17 protein-coding genes are annotated in these 18,285 nt (G+C 65.6%); 9 read left to right on the top strand and 8 right to left on the bottom strand.

The window, feature by feature from the left end:
* The first annotated feature begins 66 nt into the window (after positions 1-66).
* From ACFQ2S_RS21145 to ACFQ2S_RS21115, 7 genes are all read left to right on the top strand, one after another.
* Positions 67-1,089, top strand: coding sequence for a BMP family protein (locus tag ACFQ2S_RS21145; protein WP_386077686.1), 1,023 nt, complete (start codon positions 67-69; stop codon positions 1,087-1,089).
* A 4-nt stretch (positions 1,090-1,093) separates the two neighbouring features.
* The gene (locus ACFQ2S_RS21140; RefSeq protein WP_386077683.1) at positions 1,094-2,635 is read left to right on the top strand and encodes an ABC transporter ATP-binding protein; all 1,542 of its coding nucleotides are present in this window, start codon (positions 1,094-1,096) and stop codon (positions 2,633-2,635) included.
* Positions 2,625-3,674 (top strand): ABC transporter permease, encoded by a 1,050-nt coding sequence (locus ACFQ2S_RS21135; RefSeq protein WP_386077680.1) that lies wholly within the window; start codon positions 2,625-2,627, stop codon positions 3,672-3,674. The genes ACFQ2S_RS21140 and ACFQ2S_RS21135 overlap by 11 nt, the downstream gene beginning before the upstream one ends.
* A 1-nt stretch (position 3,675) precedes the next feature.
* Complete coding sequence (locus ACFQ2S_RS21130; RefSeq protein WP_386077677.1) at positions 3,676-4,620, top strand: ABC transporter permease; 945 nt, start codon at positions 3,676-3,678, stop codon at positions 4,618-4,620.
* A complete protein-coding gene (locus tag ACFQ2S_RS21125) occupies positions 4,620-5,891 on the top strand; it encodes an amidohydrolase family protein (RefSeq protein ID WP_386077676.1) in 1,272 nt (423 codons plus the stop codon). Before ACFQ2S_RS21130 ends, ACFQ2S_RS21125 begins: the two co-directional genes overlap by 1 nt.
* 164 nt (positions 5,892-6,055) lie before the next feature.
* Positions 6,056-6,364 carry a hypothetical protein gene (locus ACFQ2S_RS21120; protein WP_386077674.1) on the top strand — a complete coding sequence of 103 codons (309 nt, stop codon included), beginning with the start codon at positions 6,056-6,058 and terminating at the stop codon, positions 6,362-6,364.
* Positions 6,365-6,513: 149 nt separating this feature from the next.
* Positions 6,514-8,058 carry a hypothetical protein gene (locus ACFQ2S_RS21115; protein WP_386077671.1) on the top strand — a complete coding sequence of 515 codons (1,545 nt, stop codon included), beginning with the start codon at positions 6,514-6,516 and terminating at the stop codon, positions 8,056-8,058.
* A 98-nt stretch (positions 8,059-8,156) separates the two neighbouring features.
* Here the strand turns inward: ACFQ2S_RS21115 and pnp are convergent, their stop codons facing one another.
* From pnp to truB, 4 genes are all read right to left on the bottom strand, one after another.
* Positions 8,157-10,292, bottom strand: coding sequence for a polyribonucleotide nucleotidyltransferase (pnp, locus tag ACFQ2S_RS21110; protein WP_386077668.1), 2,136 nt, complete (start codon positions 10,290-10,292; stop codon positions 8,157-8,159).
* 276 nt (positions 10,293-10,568) lie between these two features.
* Positions 10,569-10,838 carry a 30S ribosomal protein S15 gene (gene rpsO, locus ACFQ2S_RS21105; RefSeq protein ID WP_089234733.1) on the bottom strand — a complete coding sequence of 90 codons (270 nt, stop codon included), beginning with the start codon at positions 10,836-10,838 and terminating at the stop codon, positions 10,569-10,571.
* Between the two features lie 149 nt (positions 10,839-10,987).
* Complete coding sequence (locus ACFQ2S_RS21100) at positions 10,988-11,500, bottom strand: DUF1643 domain-containing protein (RefSeq protein WP_386077665.1); 513 nt, start codon at positions 11,498-11,500, stop codon at positions 10,988-10,990.
* Positions 11,497-12,417, bottom strand: coding sequence for a tRNA pseudouridine(55) synthase TruB (gene truB, locus ACFQ2S_RS21095; RefSeq protein ID WP_386077662.1), 921 nt, complete (start codon positions 12,415-12,417; stop codon positions 11,497-11,499). The genes ACFQ2S_RS21100 and truB overlap by 4 nt, the downstream gene beginning before the upstream one ends.
* Before the next feature lie 315 nt (positions 12,418-12,732).
* Between truB and ACFQ2S_RS21090 the strand changes: the two genes are divergently transcribed.
* Complete coding sequence (locus ACFQ2S_RS21090; protein WP_386077660.1) at positions 12,733-13,077, top strand: DUF2794 domain-containing protein; 345 nt, start codon at positions 12,733-12,735, stop codon at positions 13,075-13,077.
* A 7-nt stretch (positions 13,078-13,084) separates the two neighbouring features.
* Here the strand turns inward: ACFQ2S_RS21090 and ACFQ2S_RS21085 are convergent, their stop codons facing one another.
* From ACFQ2S_RS21085 to ACFQ2S_RS21075, 3 genes are all read right to left on the bottom strand, one after another.
* Complete coding sequence (locus ACFQ2S_RS21085) at positions 13,085-13,918, bottom strand: C40 family peptidase (RefSeq protein WP_386077658.1); 834 nt, start codon at positions 13,916-13,918, stop codon at positions 13,085-13,087.
* Positions 13,919-13,926: 8 nt separating this feature from the next.
* On the bottom strand, positions 13,927-15,306 hold the full coding sequence (locus ACFQ2S_RS21080; protein WP_386077656.1) for a leucyl aminopeptidase family protein: 1,380 nt from the start codon (positions 15,304-15,306) through the stop codon (positions 13,927-13,929).
* 99 nt (positions 15,307-15,405) lie between these two features.
* On the bottom strand, positions 15,406-15,777 hold the full coding sequence (locus tag ACFQ2S_RS21075) for a hypothetical protein (RefSeq protein ID WP_386077653.1): 372 nt from the start codon (positions 15,775-15,777) through the stop codon (positions 15,406-15,408).
* Between the two features lie 179 nt (positions 15,778-15,956).
* Here ACFQ2S_RS21075 and ACFQ2S_RS21070 point away from each other — a divergent pair, with 179 nt between their 5' ends.
* Positions 15,957-16,625 (top strand): carbonic anhydrase, encoded by a 669-nt coding sequence (locus tag ACFQ2S_RS21070; protein WP_386077650.1) that lies wholly within the window; start codon positions 15,957-15,959, stop codon positions 16,623-16,625.
* Positions 16,626-16,757: 132 nt separating this feature from the next.
* Here ACFQ2S_RS21070 and ACFQ2S_RS21065 read toward each other — a convergent pair whose 3' ends face one another.
* Complete coding sequence (locus ACFQ2S_RS21065; protein WP_386077648.1) at positions 16,758-17,780, bottom strand: aspartate-semialdehyde dehydrogenase; 1,023 nt, start codon at positions 17,778-17,780, stop codon at positions 16,758-16,760.
* Positions 17,781-18,285 lie beyond the last annotated feature (505 nt).

Below are 18,285 nucleotides of genomic sequence, written 5' to 3'. Positions count from 1 at the left end.
GAAATATTTGACCTTTCGGACAATATCGCGGCAAGCGCCTAATAACACAGCAACAGGGTCAGTCTCATGCATGAATCCAAAGTTCCCGGTGCGATTTCGCGCCGTGCCTTCCTTGGCTCGACGGTGGCCGTCGGTGCGATTGCGAGCCTTCTTCCGCTCAAGGCCCATGCCCAGGAGCCGCTGAAGGTCGCCGGTATCTATACCGTGCCGGTGGAGCAGCAGTGGGTGAGCCGGATCCACATCGCGGCCCTTGCAGCCCAGGAACGCGGCGATATCGAATACACCTATTCCGAGAACACAGCGAACACCGACTATCCGCGGGTGATGCGTGAATATGCCGAGGGCGGCTACGACCTGATCGTCGGCGAGATCTTCGGCGTCGAGGCGGAGGCCCGCGAAGTGGCCGCCGAGTATCCGGAGGTCGCCTTCCTGATGGGCTCGTCCTTCAAGGAAGATCCGGCCATCGCCAACCTCGCGGTTTTCGACAACTACATCCAGGACGCCTCCTACCTGTCGGGCATCATCGCCGGGGCGCTGTCGGAGAGTGGCAACATCGGCATGGTCGGCGGCTTCCCGATCCCGGAAGTGAACCGCTTGATGCACGCCTTCATGGCCGGCGCGCGCGAGATGAACCCCGACGTGACCTTCCAGGTGTCCTTCATCGGCTCCTGGTTCGATCCTCCCAAGGCCAAGGAAACCGCCTATGCGATGATCGAGAACGGCGCCGACCTGCTTTATGCCGAGCGCTTCGGCGTCTCGGACGCGGCCAAGGAGAAGGGTATCCTCGCCATCGGCAACGTGATCGACACCCAGGCCGACTATCCCGACACCGTCGTGGCCTCGGCGCTGTGGCATTTCGAGCCCACGCTGGACAAGGCAATCGCCGAAGTCATGGCCGGGACCTTCACGGCTGCGGACTACGGGATCTATTCCTTCATGAAGGAAGGCGGCTCCTCGCTCGCCCCCTATGGCACCTTCGAAGGCAAGATTCCGCAGGCGGCGCTGGACCTCGTGGCCGAACGGGAAGCGGCGATCAAGGATGGCTCCTTCACGGTCGAAATCAACGACGAAGAGCCGAAGTCCTCGTAGGCTCATGACAGGCGCGGAGCCGGTGCAGACCGTTCTGCGCCTTTCCAACATCACCAAGCGCTTCGGATCGCTCACCGCAAACGATGCGGTGAGCTTTCATCTGGACCGGGGCGAGGTTGTCGCCCTGCTCGGCGAGAACGGCGCCGGCAAGACGACGCTGATGAACATTCTCTTCGGCCAGTACACGGCCGACGAGGGCGAGGTGGAGCTTTTTGGCCAGACGCTCCCGCCAGGCAATCCGCGCGCCGCGCTCGATGCCGGGGTCGGGATGGTGCATCAGCATTTCACGCTCGCCGGCAACCTGACTGTCTGGGAAAACATCGTGCTGGGCGCGCAGCCGCTAAACGCGATGTCTTTGCGGCCCGGCGAGGTAAAGGCCCGGATCCGCGATCTGTCGACTCGCTTTCATCTCAAGGTCGATCCCGATGCCCGGGTCGGGCGGCTGACGGTGGGCGAGCGGCAGCGGGTGGAGATCCTCAAGGCGCTCTACCGCGACGCCCGTATCCTGATTCTCGACGAGCCGACTGCCGTGCTGACCCCGCAGGAGACGGACGCGCTGTTCTCGACCCTGCGCGAGGCGATCGGCATGGGGCTGTCGATCGTCTTCATCTCGCACAAGCTGCACGAGGTCATGGCGATCTCCGACCGGGTGCTGGTGCTGCGGCACGGCAAGCTGGTGGCAGAGCGCCCGACGGCCGAGACCAACCGCGAGGAACTGGCCGCGCTGATGGTCGGGGCCGAGGTGACGATGCCGGAGATCACGCCGTCGACCCCCGGCGCGCCGCGCCTGTCGCTCCGCGCCGTGTCGACGGAAGGCGAGGGCGACAAGCCTGGGCTCGACGCGGTGACGATGGACCTGTGCGCGGGCCAGATCACCGGCTTGGCGGGCGTTTCCGGCAACGGGCAGGCCGCGCTGTCGGACCTGCTGTCGGGGCTGCGCGCACCGATTTCGGGCGAGATGACAGTGGCGGGCGAGCCGATCAGCGGCTGGACGCCGCGCACCGCCATCGGCCACGGCATCGCCCGTATCCCGGAAGACCGGCACCACACCGGCACCATCGCGGATTTCACCCTGGCGGAGAACGCGATCCTCGAGACCTACGGCAGCGATTTCTCGCGCCGCGGCTGGATGGACTGGGCCCGCGTGCGGAGTCACGCCGAGGAGTTGATCGCGACCTACGACATCCGCTGCCCGGGACCGGACGTGCGGATCCGGCTGCTGTCGGGCGGCAACATGCAGAAGCTGATCCTCGGGCGGGTTCTGGAATGGGGTCCGGAGATCATCCTCGCCAACCAGCCGGTGCGCGGGCTCGACATCGGCGCGGTGAACTACGTGCACGGCCGGCTCGCCGAGGCCCGCGATGCCGGCGCGGCGGTCCTGCTGATCTCCGAGGATCTCGACGAGATCATGCGCCTGTCGGACGTGATCCACGTGATCTCCGAGGGCCGGCTCAGCCCGCCCTTTGCCCGCGGCACAATGAAACCCGAGGATCTCGGCGCCTGGATGGCCGGCCACGGGTTCGAGGAGGCCGCGCATGCGACTTGAACCGATCGCCAACCCGACGTTCGCGCGGCGGACCCTGCCGCCGGCGCTGGCTCTGGCGACAACTTTTTTGGTCGCGGCGCTTCTGGCCATGATCGCCGGGGGTAACCCGGCCGCCGTTTTCGGCGAGATCATGAAAGGCGCCTTCGGTTCGAAATTCGCCGTGCTGGAGACGTTGAACCGTGCCACGCCGCTGATCTTCACCGGCCTTGCCGTGGCCGTCGCCTTCCGCGCCAAGCTCTGGAACATCGGGGCCGAGGCGCAGCTCTATGCCGGGGCGGTCGTCACCGCGGTGCTCGGCACGGGCGCGCTCGGATGGCCGTCTCCGGTGCTGCTGCCGGTGATCGCGGTCGCCGCGATGCTGGCGGGCGCGTTCGTTCTGTTCGTGCCGGCCTTGCTGAAGACCCGGTTCGGCGTGGACGAGGTAGTGACAACGCTGCTCTTCAACTTCATCTTCCTGCTCTTTGTCTCCTACCTTCTCGAAGGTCCGCTGAAGGACCCGATGGGTATGGGTTGGCCCAAGTCGGCACGGCTGATCCCGGAAGCCCGCCTGCCTCGGCTCGTCGAAGGGTTGAGGATCCACTGGGGGTTCGCGCTGGCACTGATCGCCGCCGCCGCGATCTGGGTGATCGACGCGAAAACCACACTGGGCTTCGAGATGCGTGCGGTTGGCCAGAACGCCGAGGCCGCGCGCTTTGCAGGCATCCGCGTGACGCGCGTCATCCTCAAGACGGCGCTGCTGTCGGGCGGGCTCGCCGCGCTGGCGGGTTTCTCCGAGGTCGCAGGGCTCAAGGGCTCGCTCACGCTCGATCTGTCGCCGGGCTATGGCTACACCGGGATCGTCGTGGCGATGCTGGCGCTGTTGCATCCGCTCGGTGTGGTCTTGGCGGCGCTGTTCGTCGCCGCGATCTTCGTCGGCGCCGACAGCATGAGCCGCGCCATCGGCGTGCCAACCTACCTGGCCGACATCATGCTCGCCACGGCGCTGCTGCTGATGGTGCTGGCGATCCTGCTGACCAAGTTCCGCGTGCGGAGGGATTGAGATGGATCTGTTCGACATCCTGCTCTCCGCCTCCTTCTGGGCCGCCGCGATTCGCATCGCTTCGCCGCTGATCTTTGCCACGATGGGCGAGCTGATCTGCGAGCGGGCGGGGGTGCTGAACCTCGGCATCGAGGGCATCATGGTCGCCGGGGCCTTTGCCGGCTGGATCGCTGTCTGGGCCGGGCTGCCGCTCTGGGGCGGGGTTGCGGTGGCGCTGCTGACCGGCATGGCCTTCGGGCTGGTGCACTCCATCCTCTCGGTGCCGTTCGGGCTGTCGCAGCACGTTGTGGGCGTGGGGATCACGCTGCTCGCGACGTCGCTCACCTTCTACACCTATCGCGTGGTCCTGCCCGAGGTCTCCTCGCCGCCAAAGATCGAGGCCTTCCAGGCCTTCGAGATCCCGATTCTGTCCGAGATCCCGATCCTCGGCCCGGCGCTGTTTGCCCAGACGCCGCTGACCTACGCGGCCTTCGTTGTGGTGATCTTGACCATGCTCGTGCTCTACCGCACGCCGCTCGGGCTCGCCGTGCGGGCCGCGGGCGAGAGCCCGTCGGCGGTCGCGGCGCAGGGCCTGTCGGTCATGGCGATCCGCATGGGCGCGGTGATCGTGGGGTCGGGGCTGATGGCGGTGGGCGGTGCCTTCCTGACCATGTCGGCCTTCGACAGCTTCTTCTTCGACATGGTGAACGGGCGTGGCTGGATCTGCATCGCGCTTGTCGTCTTCGGCGCCTGGAAGCCGGGCAAGGCGCTGCTCGGTGCGATCCTCTTTGCCGCCTTCGATGCCTTCCAGATCCGGCTGCAGCAGACGCCGGTGGGCGCGTTCGTGCCCTATCAGGTGTTCCTGATGATGCCCTATTTCCTGTCGATCCTTGCGCTCGTCCTCATGTCGCGCCGCGCCGAGGTCCCGGCGGCGCTGATGGTGCCGTTCAACAAGGGAGAGAGATGATGTTCGACCTGATCGTTCGCGGCGGAACGCTGCCCGACGGGCGCGTCGCCGATATCGGCATCACCGGCGACCGGATCGCCGCCATCGCGCCAAAGCTGGAGGCCGAGGCTGGCGAGATGATTGACGCCAGCGGCGATCTGGTCTCCCCGCCCTTCGTTGACCCGCATTTCCACATGGATGCGACGCTGTCCTACGGCAAACCGCGGGTGAACGCGTCCGGCACTCTGCTGGAGGGCATCTCGCTCTGGGGCGAGTTGCGGGACATCGCGACCGTTGACGAGATGGTCGAGCGCGCGCTGACCTATTGCGACTGGGCCGCGTCGATGGGCCTGCTGGCGATCCGCAGCCATGTCGATACCACGCCGGATCACCTCAACACCGTGACCGCCCTTCTGGAGGTGCGGGAGCAGGTGAAGGGCTACATCGACCTGCAACTCGTCGCATTTCCGCAAGACGGGCTCTACCGCGCGCCAAACGGGCGGGAAAACGTGATCCGGGCGCTCGACATGGGGGTCGACGTGGTCGGCGGCATCCCGCATTTCGAGCGCACGATGGCCGACGGCGCCGCCTCCCTGCGCGACCTTTGCGAGATCGCGGCGGAGCGCGGCCTGATGGTCGACATCCATTGCGACGAGACGGACGATCCCATGTCGCGCCACATCGAGGCGCTGGCTTTCGAGACACAGCGGCTGGGCCTGCAGGGGCGCGTGGCGGGCAGCCACCTGACCTCGATGCACTCGATGGACAACTACTATGTTTCCAAACTGCTGCCGCTGATCGCAGAGGCCGGCATCGCCGCGATCCCGAATCCGCTGATCAATATTGTCCTGCAGGGCCGGCACGATACCTTTCCCAAGCGGCGCGGTCTGACGCGGGTAAAGGAGATGCAGGCGATGGGCATCCCCGTGGGCTGGGGCCAGGATTGCGTGCTCGATCCGTGGTACAGTCTCGGCACCGCCGACATGCTGGACGTGGCCTTCATGGGCCTGCACGTCGCCCAGATGACCCACCCCGAGGAAATGGCGCGCTGCTTCACCATGGTGACGGAGACCAATGCCGCAATCATGGGGCTGAAGGATTACGGGCTGCGCGAGGGAGCGGTAGCCTCGCTGGTGGTGCTCGACGCGGGCAATCCGACCGAAGCGGTGCGCCTGCGGCCGGCCCGGCTGGCGGTGGTCGCCAGGGGCAAGGTCATCGCACGCTCCGAGCGGGGCGACGCGGCGCTAAGCCTGCCGGGGCGCCCGGCCTCGGTGCGCCGCCGCGCGCCCTGAAACCGTGGCCTTTGGCTCCCAGTCTGCCGCATTTCAACGAAATCAAGGGGCTTGCGGCCAATTTCGGGTATCTCGGGCGCTGTTTCGTGGCTAAGCTGCCCCCAAAGGTCGGGCTCGATGCCCGGCGGTATGCTTTGATCGAACCTGCTCAGTGGGAGGTGATAATGTCCGATGTTTGTGGAGCGCGAAAGGCTGTTCTTGCCCGTGGACTTGGGGCTGTGTTGGTCGTGCTCGGCCTCTCGGCCTGCGCGCCCGAGCCCGAGACCACCCAGCATGTGACCTACCTGCCGGCCTCGACGCCGCGGGTCAACGCCCCGGCAGAACGCGCACGCCAGCTCTCCACCGGCACGCACCGGGACGACATTCCGGAATATACCGGCGCACCCAGCCCCCGCACTGGCACTTGGCCAGCCCCGGTCCCGGAGCGCCGCAAGACGGCCTATCGCGACGATTACGTCACTTACGTTCAATGAACGGATGAGCTGGGACGCCTGAATTCCGGGGCTGAATTGTCCCGGATTGGGAAACGATGATTAAATAATCCCGGTGATTCCCTAGTTTTGCCCCAATAATCGGATGATCTGCCGGCGAATTCACGCGCCAGCCCAGGGTAGATCGATCCATGAAGACTTCCGCCAGACTGACGGCCGATGGCGCCGAGCTCCGACAGGCATCGCCGGCAGGCGCCGGACCTTTGGCAAAGGACACGGCCCTACTGGCCTCGCTGCTCTATCCGGCCGCGGTCTCGATCCTCTTTGTCATCGTGTACTGGAATCGGATGTTGAGCCACGACGTGGCCGTCTACGTTCTGGCAGCCCGCGACTGGCTGGACGGCGCGGTGCTCTACCGCGACGTGATCGACATCAACCCACCGCTGAACTTCTACCTGACTGTGCCGGCGATCCTGCTGTCGGATCTGCTGAACCTCTCGCCCGACAACGGCGCCTACGTCGCTTTCGCGCTCCTTGTCTTTGCCTCGCTCCATTGGTGTTTCCGCATCCTTCACGACGAGCAGGGCATGACGCCCAGCGAGGCCGGGCTGATGACCCTCGCGGTCGGGTTCTCGATCCTCGTCTCGGCACGGTTCGAACAGATCCAGCGCGATGGCTTGCTGCTCGTGTTCATGATGCCCTGGTTGGTCTCCCAACTGGGGCCGCGCCCGAACGCTCCAGGCATGTTCCGGACGGTGTTCTTCGGACTGGGTGTCTGCCTGAAGCCCTATTTCATCGTCTTTCCCCTGTCGATCACGGCCTATCAGGTGCTGCGCCAGCGGTCGCACCGCCCCATCCTTTCGCCATCGAACCTGACGCTCCTGGCCGTCGGCTTAAGCTACGGGGCCTTTGTCGCGCTGGTTCATCCGCTCTATTTCTCCGACATCGTTCCCCGTGCGCGCGAGGTCTACGGCAACATATCGGCCTCGCCCGGGTTCATCCGAATGCGCCTGCAACTCGCCGGCTTTCCCGTCCTCGGGATGGTCCTGGTGCTGGCGCTGCGTGCCCGGTCATTGCCGGCGGGCACCGGGGTCTTCGTCACGGCGCTGCTGGCCTCCGTGGTCAGCTATCTTTGGCAGGGCAATGGTTTTGGCTATCACCTTTACCCGTTCTTCTGCTTTGCTTTCCTCACGGCTTTCTGGGTGCTGTTTCGTGGCGAAGGGCTGCGGTTCCAGAAGGTCGCCTGCATCTTCGCCGTGGGCGCAATCCTGTTCGGCTTCACGCGGATGGGTTTCTATCACGACAAGGGCGTCGAGGAAGTTGTTGCCATGACCGAGGGCCTGCCGGCGCAGTCCATCTGGGTTCTGAGCACCGATTCCGCGGCCGGACCGGGTGCTGCGCTCGCCATGCGGCGGAGCTGGGCCGTGCGCTATCCGCACAACTGGGTGGCGCCGGGTGTGGTCGACGGGCGTGCGAAAACCGATTGCGTTCAAGAGCCCGACGCTTGTGCCCGGTACGACGAATTGCACCGCCTGAACGCTTCGCAATATGCGTCCGACCTCCTGAACAAGCGTCCCGAGATCGCCGTCATCGACAATCGGCGGTACTTCTTCGAGACCCAGGACTTCGACTGGTACGCCTATATGAGCGTTGCGCCGGAGTTCGGCGAGGCAATGGACCGATACGAACTTCACGCCAGTTCAGAGAACTTCGACGTCTACCTGCGCAAGCAGTGATCTCCGTCGCAGCGGAAAGACCCGCTGCGCAAAGGAAAACGGGCCGGCGTCTGAAACGCCGGCCCGTCCAAGTCCTGTTACCGTGAAGGCGCGTTGCCTTACTCGGCTTCTTCTTCCTTCTTGGCTTCCTGGCCGGTTTCCTGGTCGACGACCTTCATCGACAGGCGGACCTTGCCGCGGTCGTCGAAGCCCAAAAGCTTGACCCAGACTTCCTGGCCTTCCTTCAGCACATCCGACGGGTGGTTCAGGCGGCGGTTCTCGATCTGGGAGACGTGCACGAGGCCGTCACGCTTGCCGAAGAAGTTCACGAAGGCGCCGAAGTCGACGATTTTCACGACCTTGCCCTTGTAGACCTTGCCCTCTTCAGGCTCGGCCACGATCGAGTAGATCATGTCATAGGCCTTCTGGATGGCGTCGGCGTTCGGCGAGGCGATCTTGATCACGCCGTCGTCGTTGATGTCGACCTTGGCGCCGGAGGTTTCCACGATCTCGCGGATCACCTTGCCGCCGGAGCCGATCACTTCGCGGATCTTGTCGGTGGGCACGGTCATCGTCTCGATGCGCGGGGCATGGGCCGAGAACTCGGTCCGGCCAGCGGACAGCGCCTTGCCCATTTCGCCGAGGATGTGCATCCGGCCGTCCTTGGCCTGAGCCAGGGCCTGCTTCATGATCTCGGGGGTGATTCCCGCGACCTTGATGTCCATCTGCAGCGAGGTGATGCCGTTCTCGGTGCCGGCAACCTTGAAGTCCATGTCGCCGAGGTGATCCTCGTCGCCAAGGATGTCGGTCAGAACGGCGTAGGAGCCGTCCTCTTCCAGTACGAGGCCCATGGCGACACCGGCAACCGGCGCCTTGAGCGGCACGCCGGCATCCATCATCGACAGCGAGCCGCCGCAGACGGAAGCCATCGAGGAGGAGCCGTTCGACTCGGTGATCTCCGAAACGACGCGGATCGTGTAGGGGAAATCGGTCGCTGCCGGCAGAACCGCCTGAAGCGCGCGCCAGGCGAGCTTGCCGTGGCCGATCTCGCGACGGCCGGGGCCGCCCACGCGGCCAACCTCACCGACCGAGTACGGCGGGAAGTTGTAGTGCAGCAGGAAGTTCGAGCGGAAGTTGCCGTGCAGCGCGTCGATGATCTGCTCGTCTTCGCCGGTGCCCAGCGTGGTCACGACCAGCGCCTGGGTTTCACCGCGGGTGAACAGCGCAGACCCGTGGGTCCGGGGCAGAAGGCCGACCTGCGATTCGATGGCACGGACCGTGGTGGTGGAGCGGCCGTCGATGCGGTTGCCGTTCTTCACCACGTCGCCGCGCAGGATGCTGGACTCCAGCTTCTTGAGCGCGGAGCCGAGGTTCGCGTCTTCCAGCTGCTCTTCGGTGAGGGCGGCCTTGATCTTCTCGCGAACGGCGGCGACCGTGTTGGTGCGCTCCTGCTTGTCGCGGATCGCATAGGCGGCGCGCATGTCTTCTTCGCCCGCGGCCTTCACGGCGGCGTAGAGCTCGGAATAGTCCGGCGGCGTGTAGTTGAACGGTTCCTTGGCGGCGACCTCGGCCAGGTCGATGATCAGGTCGATTACCGGCTGGATCTGCTCGTGGGCGAAAACCACGGCACCGAGCATCTCGTCTTCCGAGAGCTCGTAGGCCTCGGATTCCACCATCATCACGGCGTCCTTGGTGCCGGCGACAACCAGGTCGAGCCGCTGCTCGGGGTTGTTGCGCAGCTGGTCCATGTCCTGGACTTCCGGGTTCAGCACGTATTCGCCATCGACGAAGCCGACGCGGGCCGCAGCGATCGGGCCCATGAAGGGAACGCCAGAGATCGTAAGCGCCGCGGAGGCGGCAATCATCGCGACGATGTCGGGATCGTTGACGAGATCGTGGCTCAGCACGGTGCACATAACGAGCACTTCATGCTTGAAGCCGGGGGCGAAGAGCGGGCGGCAGGGACGGTCGATCAGGCGCGCGGTCAGCGTCTCCTTCTCGGTCGGGCGCGCCTCGCGCTTGAAGAAGCCGCCCGGCACCTTGCCGGCGGCGTAGTATTTTTCCTGGTAATGAACGGTCAGCGGGAAGAAGTCCTGACCCGGCTTCGGTTCCTTGGCGAAGGTCACGTTGGCCATGACCGAGGTTTCGCCCAGCGTGGCGATGACGGAGCCATCGGCCTGACGCGCAACCTTGCCGGTTTCCAGTGTGAGCGTCTCCTGCCCCCACTGCATCGATTTTTTCACTTCATTGAACATCTAGCGTATCCTGTAAGGGAGCCCTCCCGGGCGTATCCCGGGTCTCCCGTTTGAATGGCGGCCCCATTGCCGCCGACCCCTGATCCTGTCGCACGCGCCCGGGGCCAAAGGCGTCACGTCTCAGATGGGCGGCAAATACAGGAGTTTCGGCCACAATGAAAGCCGGTAGTAAATCGGCCCCTTTCGGGGCGCGTGCGGCGCGATCCGCGGACGGGCCGGCCCGGAAACGAAAAAGGGCCGCCGAAGCGACCCCTTCCGTGCAATGCTGCGCTGGCGTCAGCGGCGGATGCCGAGGCGCTCGATCAGCGACTGGTACCGGGCTTCTTCCTTGCCCTTGAGGTAGTCCAGCAGCTTGCGGCGCTGCGCGACGAGCTTCAGGAGGCCACGACGGGAGTGGTTGTCCTTCTTGTGGGTCTTGAAGTGCTCGGTCAGGGTGTTGATGCGCGAGGTCAGGATCGCGACCTGGACTTCCGGGGAACCGGTGTCGCCGGCCTTGGTGGCGAATTCCTTGATGACGCGTTCTTTTTCTTCAACGGTGATCGACATCGGGGTCTCCTTTACAGGTTCGAGTCATGGCGCAAGCCGGGATGTCGTCCAGCAGGGCCCTTGGAGAGTTCACCGCCCTCCGAGGAGGACGGATGCGCGCGTATAGGAGAGAATCGGCCCGAACGGAAGGAAAAACTGCCCCGCCCGGATCACGCAGCCAGCCAGGGCTCCGGCCGAGTGGCGTAGGACACGTAGAGCGGGTGCCGTGGATGGCCGTGCCGGGTCAGCCCGAGGTGGTGCAGCGTGTGCCCGGCCTCCCGCAAGCTGCGCTCCACGTCGGCCGCGCGGCCGAGATGCACACCATGAACACCCCAAGCGCAGAGGATCGTCTGCGATTGCCCGGCGGCTTCGAGGAGGGCCGCGTCGTTCTCCGGGCCAACGGGCTCGGCGGCGCGGCGCAGGGCCTGCGGGTCGGTTTCGCGCCAGGCAAACAGGTTGCAGGCGGTGAAGCCGCCGAAACCGAGCGCGCGGGCGCGCCGCTCGCAACGTTCGATGGTGGGATCGTTGACCACCTCCGTCGCCTTGGACGGGTTCAGCATGATGTAGAGCAGCCGGGGCGCGTCGGCCTCCCAGGTTCGGGCAAGGCTGTAGCGATAGCTTTCGCACTCCGAATAGGCCGCCGAGGACGTGGCGGCTTCCGTCGCGTGGTGCCGGACGATCATGTCGCGGGCGGAAGGTTGAACACCCGGTCGGGATGCAGCTCGCCGCTGCGATAGATACCGATGGCCACCGGCACGCCCCGGTAGGAGGCCCAGGCGGTGTCGCCGTACTCGACATCGGGCGCCGACATGACCATGCCGGGGTTGCCGTTGCGCAGCCGGGTCGCGCCTTCGGGCGTGCAGGGTAGCCGGGGCAGGTCGACGAGCGCTTCCTCTAGCGGGCGCAGCCATTCGTCGAGTTCGGGCGTCCGCGCCTGCGCCTCGAGCGTCTCCCAGTCGAGTGCGCCTTCGACTTCAAAGGCGCCGGACCATGTGCGGCGCAGCGTGGTGACATGGGCGTGGCAGCCGAGGGTCGCGCCGAGGTCGCGGGCGATGGACCGGACGTAGCCACCCTTGCCGCAGACCATCTCCAGCTCCGCGTGGTCGGCGTCGGGCCGGGCGACGAGCGCGAGGCTGTCGACATAAAGCGGGCGCGCTGCGATCTCGAATTCCTCGTCGTCCCGGGCCAGCGCATAGGCGCGCTCGCCGTCGATCTTCACGGCCGAGTATTTCGGGGGGACCTGCATTATGTCCCCCACGAAGTCCGGCAGCGCGGCCTCGATCTCGACATCGCTGGGCCGGGCGTCGCTGGTGGCGATCACCTCGCCCTCGGCATCGTCGGTGTTGGTCGCCTGGCCGAAGCGGATCGTGAAGCGATAGGCCTTGAGCGCGTCGGTGACATAGGGAACCGTCTTGGTCGCTTCGCCGAGCGCAACGGCGAGCACGCCGGTCGCTGCGGGGTCGAGCGTGCCGGCGTGGCCGGCCTTCTTCGCGTCGAAGGCCCAGCGGACCTTGTTGACGACTGCGGTGGAGGTCGGGCCGGCGGGCTTGTCCACGATGACCCAACCGGAGATGTCGCGTCCCTTGCGTCTGCGTGCCATGCTGTTCCCCGTTGCAATGAGGGCGGCGGGGTAGCCTGAGGCGGCGCCTGCGTCAATGCCTGGCCTTCTGCGGACCCTGCGGGTTGCGGTGCTTTGCTGAGAGGATGAGACGTAGCTCCGGTGCCGCGGGTTGGGTGGGGGCTGAAAATCCGCGGCACCGGACGAGCATACGCTCACTACAGTCCAAAGTGTTAATCGGGCGCGATGGCCGGGGTGTGGGGGAAAAGCGGCATTCGGGCGGTCATTTCGTGGCGCAATTGCGGCAAATGCCAATTCTGCGTTGATTTGCAAGCATTCCCGCACCACAGTCGAACCATGAACATGGAGACACCTACACCCTTGTCTTCCGGCCACCTGGCGGACCAGGTGGCCTTCCAACGCTCAGAACTCAATGTGATTCTCGGTCTCTACGGACGCATGGTCGCCGCCGGAGAATGGCGCGACTACGGGATTTCCTGTCTCAAGGATGCTGCCGTTTTCTCGGTGTTCCGGCGGACGGCGGAGACGCCGCTCTACATGATCGAGAAACGCCCGCGGCTCCGGCACAGGCAGGGCATGTATTCCGTCATCGGTATGGACGGGCAGATCCTGAAGCGGGGGCACGACCTGAAGACGGTGCTGCGGGTCCTGGAGCGCAAGCTGATCCGCGCCGTGGAGTGAGCCGCACTCAGCCGAGCCGCCTGTGCGAGGTGGGCGGGCCGTCGCCCGCGGCCTCGATTCGGGCGATTGCCGACTGAAGCGGTTCGAACGACACCGCCATGGCCCGGGCGTTCGCGTGGATGATCCGGCCCTCGTCGACCGCCATCGCCACGTGCCCCTTCCAGAAGAACAGATCGCCCCGCCGGGCGGGCGTTCCCTCCGGAAGGGCTGCGCCGAGGGCCTGTTCCTGCATATCGGAATCCCCGGGGCAGGGGATGCCGCAGGCCAGAAGCGCCGCTTGCACCAGCCCCGAACAATCGATCCCGGCGCGGGAGTTGCCGCCCCAGAGATAGGGCGTGCCGAGATAGAGTTCGGCGACGGCGACCGGGTCGTCGTCTCGCGCCTCGACAGGGGAGACATGGCCGGACGGCACGAAATGCCCCGCGTCGGTTTGAAGGTAATTGCCGGCGGTGCCGGTGATCGTCAGCAGGGCGCCATGGGACAGGCCGCAGATCTCGATCCGCTTGAGATCGGGCGCGGGATAGAGATGCGTGGCCGCGCGGTGGACCCGGTGCGTGGGCTGCGCGTCGGTTCCAAGGGCGGCGGTGTCGAGATAGCCGACGAACCCGTCCCGCTCCGACTGGAGAAAGGCGTGGCCGTCGCGAGTGTCGAACACCCGAACCCGCTGTCCGTAAAGCAGCTGCCGCTCTCGCGGCCCGCCGGGCGCGCGGAGCAGGTCTGCCACCGGCACCTGCACCCGATGCCAGGCGCCATCGTCGTAGCGCGGGGCCTCGACGACGCCGCGCAGCTCGCTCGCCGCAACATGGTCGTTCGCGGGCAGGAGCCGCCGGTCGGTCTGCATCGCCGCGCTCACAATCCGAGGACGCGAGGCAGCGCGTCGAGCACTGCGCGCGCGCCTTGACCCACGCCCCCGACCGGGCGGGCCGGGGCGGCGCTGGGCTGCCAGCCATAGATGTCGAAATGGGTGTAGCTTGCCGCGCCCTCGGCGAAGCGGCGGAGGAAGAGCGCCGCGGTGATCGCGCCGGCCATGCCGCCCTTGGGCGCGTTGTCGAGATCGGCGATCGCCGGCTCGACCATCGCCTCGTAGGGATCGTGGAACGGCAGCCGCCAGACCGGGTCCGCGACGCGGGCGCCGGAGTGCTGAAGCGCGTCAGCCATCGCCGCGTCGTCGGTGAAGAACGGTGCGATGTCGGGGCCGAGCGCCACGCGGGCGGCGCCGGTCAGCGTGGCCATCGAGATCAGGAGATCCGGGTTTTCTTCCGCCGCGAGCGAGAGGGCGTCGGCCAGAACGAGCCGGCCCTCGGCATCGGTGTTGTTGATCTCGACCGTCAGCCCCTTGCGGGATCGGAGCACGTCCTGCGGGCGGAAGGCGTTCCCGGCGACGCTGTTGTCAACGGCCGGGATCAGCACGCGCAGCTGCACCGGCAGCCCGAGCGCCATGATCGAGCGCGCCAGCCCCAGCACCGTGGCCGCGCCGCCCATGTCCTTTTTCATCAGGCCCATGGAGCTGCCGGGCTTGAGGTTGAGACCGCCGGTGTCAAAGCAGACGCCCTTGCCGACCAGCACGACCTTCGGGCCGGTTTGGCCCCAGCGGAGATCGATCAGCCGTGGCGCGCGAGGGGAAGCCCGGCCAACGGCGTGGATCAGCGGGAAGCCTTTCCGCAGATCGTCGCCCTTGGTAACGTAATGCGACGCGCCGAAGCTCTCCGCTAGATTGCAGGCGGCGGTTTCGAGCTCTCCCGGACCCATGTGGTTGGGCGGCGTGTTGATGAGATCCCGGGTCAGCACCTCGCTTTCCGCGATGGTCAGCAGGCGGGCGGCATCGACGCCCCGGGGCGCCTTCAGGCGGGCGCCGTCGCCGTTGCCGCCGGGCTTGAAGCGGCTGAACCGGTAGCTGGCGAGCAGCCAGCCGAGCGCGGCTTCCGACAGTTCCTCGACGGACAGGTCGCCCTTGATCTCGTAGGTTCCCCGAGGCAGCGATGTTGCGGCCGTGGCGAGGTGGAACCTGCCACGCGCCCGGTCCCGCGCCGTTCCGTAGCCGACGACAGCAAGTTCCCCGTCGCTGGCCGGCACGAGTGCGGCCTGTCCAATGGCGCCAGCGAAGCCAATTCGATCCAGCCAGAAGCGCACTTCGATCGACTGGGAGTCCCGCCAGGCGGGCAGCATCTCGGGGCCGATGACGAAGAGATCGGTCGACGTGGCGTCGGCCTCTGCGAAGGACAGCGACATGAGGTTCTCCCGGCGGTTGGTGGTTCTGGCTTGCCCGCGCGACATTACGGTCCTTACTGCGCGCCGCAAGTGGCATCGGCCTTGCCCGACGGATTCCGCTCAGGAGGTGACGTCCCGCAGATCCCAGACCGCGGTCAGCGACCTGTCCCCGATCCGCTCGAGCCGGCAGAGCGTTGCAGCAAGCGCCGTCCGGTCCTGACGCAAAGCGCAGCGTGACACGTCCTCGGCCACATGCGCCAGCGTCTGCAGGCCGATCTGCGAGGAAATGCCGACCAGGCTACGCGCCAGGCGGGCGAGATCGCCGGATCGGTCCGCGCGATATAGCGGCGCGATGTCGGAGAGCCGCACAGCCAGTTCCTCCATCGCCCGGCAGATCACGTTTTCTGCTCCCGCAGCGCCAAGCTGCCGATAAAGCTCCTCCAGATTGTCGCGGTCGAGCCGAACCGACTCTTCGAATGTCAATGTCGCCACCGATGCCACCATAACCCCCGTTGTTCGCACCATGCCCCCGGATCCCCGCGCATGATTGCCCCGGTGGCTGAACAAAGCGTTATGCCTTTGTCGGGTGGGCCCTTGGGATTACTCTCGAATTTCTTCAAATTCCGCCATACAACCGTGAGCGCGAGACCGGAAACCTACGGAGCACAGCGATGTCCGAACCCGTCGAAAAGATCCATGCCATGCCGCTGCCGCCCTACCTGGTGCCGCGCTATCACGGATGGCATGCGACCACCTATGCCGACAACAAGATCTGGTATCGCAAGCTTGCCGAGGAAGGGCAGAGCCCGCGCATCATGGCAATTGCCTGCTGCGACAGCCGGGTCAACGTGAACGCCGTCTTCAGCGCGGAGACCGGCGACATCTTTTTGCATCGCAACATCGCCAACGTGGTACCGCCCTACCTGCCGGACGGCGATCCGCACGGCACCTCGGCGGCGCTTGAGTACGCGGTGTCGGTGCTGCGCGTCGCCCATGTGCTGGTGGTCGGGCATACCGATTGCGGCGGTGTCAGGGGCTGCCAGCAGATGTGCGCAGGCCATGCGCCGGAACTGGAGGAAAAGAGCAGCTTCGTCGGGCGCTGGCTGGACATTCTGCGGCCGGGCTACGAACGGGTTGCCGATATAGCCGACGAGACCGAACAGCAAAGGGCGCTGGAGAAGCAGGCGGTGATCGTGTCGCTGGAGAACCTCTGGGGATTCCCCTTCGTGCGCGAAGCTGTCGAGGCGGGGCGGTTGTCGCTGCACGGCATCCTGTTCGACATCCGAGAGGGGACATTGCAGCACTACCTGCCCGAGGCCGGAGGCTTCGTGAAGATCTGACAGAGAGAGTGGCCGCGGGGCCCATCGGTTGCGGGACCCACAAGGCAAGGCTCCCGCCCCCGGAGCCGCGCGGCATAGCCGCTTGTCCGGGGTTGGGCGTGGCGCGGCGGCGATGCCGCCGCGCGGTCGGGCTCAGCCCTTTTTCAGAACACGGTTGCCGAGCAGTTCCGCGATCTGCACCGCGTTGAGTGCGGCGCCCTTGCGCAGGTTGTCGGAGACACACCAGAGGTTGAGGCCGTTCTCGATGGTGGAATCCTGGCGAATGCGGCTGATGTAGGTCGCATATTCACCGACGCATTCGACCGGGGTGACGTAGCCGCCGGATTCGCGCTTGTCGACGACCATGATTCCGGGTGCCTCACGCAGGATATCGCGCGCTTCGTCTTCGTCGAGGAAGTCCTCGAACTCGATGTTGATCGCTTCGGAATGGCCAACGAAAACGGGGACCCGCACGCAGGTCGCGGTGACCTTGATCGACGGATCGACAATCTTCTTGGTCTCGGCGACCATTTTCCACTCTTCCTTGGTCGTTCCGTCTTCCATGAAGACGTCGATGTGCGGAATCACGTTGAAGGCGATCTGCTTCTGGAACTTGGACGGCGCGACTTCCTGGCCGGGAACGTACATGCCCTTGGTCTGGTCCCAGAGTTCGTCGATACCTTCCTTGCCGGCGCCGGAGACCGATTGGTAGGTGCTCACCACGACCCGCTTGATCCGCGCACGGTCATGCAGCGGCTTCAGCGCCACGACCATCTGCGCTGTGGAGCAGTTGGGATTGGCGATGATGTTGCGGTTGGAATAGGCGTCGATCGCATCGGGGTTCACTTCCGGAACGATCAGCGGGATGTCTGGCTCGTAACGGTAGAGCGACGAGTTGTCGATCACCACGCAGCCAGCAGCGGCGGCCTTGGGCGCGTAGGTCTTGGTCGCGTCGGAGCCAACGGCGAACAGGGCCATGTCCCAGCCGGTGAAATCGAAGGTGTCGAGATCCTGGGTCTTGAGAGTCTTGTCGCCGAAGCTGACTTCAGTCCCGAGGGATTTTCGGCTGGCCAGGGCGGCAACCTCATCCACCGGGAACTGGCGCTCGGCCAGGATGTTCAGCATTTCGCGACCCACGTTGCCCGTGGCACCCGCGACGACGACACGATATCCCATCGGTCTTATCTCCTATAAGTGCGCGCGCGTCATACCAGCGAGTCTTGCCTTGGGGAAGGCGCGATTGCGCAAGGTCGGTCATGCGGGCGCGGGGCCCGGGCAAAGGCATTGTGCGGCATGGGCCGCTCCTGAACCGCCCGGATGGCCACGCGAGCCGATCCGTCGAATTTTCTCGGCATCTATATAGTGCGGACGCTCGGACGATGGCTGCGGCAGGTGCCCTGATGTGGGGAATCGGCCGTCACCAGGGGGCGAGTCCATACATCAAGCGGTCCAGGCGGGGAGTCCGAGGGGAAACCGACTCGGATTCTCTGCGGATTCGGCCAGTTTCCCCCACGGAACCATGCTGGGTTTGCCTGGGTGAGTGGGAGTTGATATAGTCGTAAGGATATGTTATTTATTGACTAATTAGATTTTTGACCAAGAGATGAAGGTTTTTTCAAAAAACCCCTTGCGGCCTGCGGGTAGTATCCGTAGAACCCCCTTCACCGGCGGCGCTGAGGCG

The organism is Tropicimonas aquimaris (assembly GCF_042676185.1).
Taxonomy (GTDB): Bacteria; Pseudomonadota; Alphaproteobacteria; order Rhodobacterales; family Rhodobacteraceae; genus Tropicimonas; species Tropicimonas aquimaris.
The sequence above is the reverse complement of the archived record's forward strand: the minus strand, read 5'-3'. Positions and strand labels throughout refer to the sequence as shown.

Bases quoted from the DNA above. Each gene is read 5' to 3' on its own strand.
- ACFQ2S_RS21145 (WP_386077686.1), top strand. From the start codon at position 67: ATGCATGAATCCAAAGTTCCCGGTGCGATTTCGCGCCGTGCCTTCCTT.
- ACFQ2S_RS21140 (WP_386077683.1), top strand. From the start codon at position 1,094: ATGACAGGCGCGGAGCCGGTGCAGACCGTTCTGCGCCTTTCCAACATC.
- ACFQ2S_RS21135 (WP_386077680.1), top strand. From the start codon at position 2,625: ATGCGACTTGAACCGATCGCCAACCCGACGTTCGCGCGGCGGACCCTG.
- ACFQ2S_RS21130 (WP_386077677.1), top strand. From the start codon at position 3,676: ATGGATCTGTTCGACATCCTGCTCTCCGCCTCCTTCTGGGCCGCCGCG.
- ACFQ2S_RS21125 (WP_386077676.1), top strand. From the start codon at position 4,620: ATGTTCGACCTGATCGTTCGCGGCGGAACGCTGCCCGACGGGCGCGTC.
- ACFQ2S_RS21120 (WP_386077674.1), top strand. From the start codon at position 6,056: ATGTCCGATGTTTGTGGAGCGCGAAAGGCTGTTCTTGCCCGTGGACTT.
- ACFQ2S_RS21115 (WP_386077671.1), top strand. From the start codon at position 6,514: ATGAAGACTTCCGCCAGACTGACGGCCGATGGCGCCGAGCTCCGACAG.
- pnp (WP_386077668.1), bottom strand. From the start codon at position 10,292: ATGTTCAATGAAGTGAAAAAATCGATGCAGTGGGGGCAGGAGACGCTC.
- rpsO (WP_089234733.1), bottom strand. From the start codon at position 10,838: ATGTCGATCACCGTTGAAGAAAAAGAACGCGTCATCAAGGAATTCGCC.
- ACFQ2S_RS21100 (WP_386077665.1), bottom strand. From the start codon at position 11,500: ATGATCGTCCGGCACCACGCGACGGAAGCCGCCACGTCCTCGGCGGCC.
- truB (WP_386077662.1), bottom strand. From the start codon at position 12,417: ATGGCACGCAGACGCAAGGGACGCGACATCTCCGGTTGGGTCATCGTG.
- ACFQ2S_RS21090 (WP_386077660.1), top strand. From the start codon at position 12,733: ATGAACATGGAGACACCTACACCCTTGTCTTCCGGCCACCTGGCGGAC.
- ACFQ2S_RS21085 (WP_386077658.1), bottom strand. From the start codon at position 13,918: ATGCAGACCGACCGGCGGCTCCTGCCCGCGAACGACCATGTTGCGGCG.
- ACFQ2S_RS21080 (WP_386077656.1), bottom strand. From the start codon at position 15,306: ATGTCGCTGTCCTTCGCAGAGGCCGACGCCACGTCGACCGATCTCTTC.
- ACFQ2S_RS21070 (WP_386077650.1), top strand. From the start codon at position 15,957: ATGTCCGAACCCGTCGAAAAGATCCATGCCATGCCGCTGCCGCCCTAC.
- ACFQ2S_RS21065 (WP_386077648.1), bottom strand. From the start codon at position 17,780: ATGGGATATCGTGTCGTCGTCGCGGGTGCCACGGGCAACGTGGGTCGC.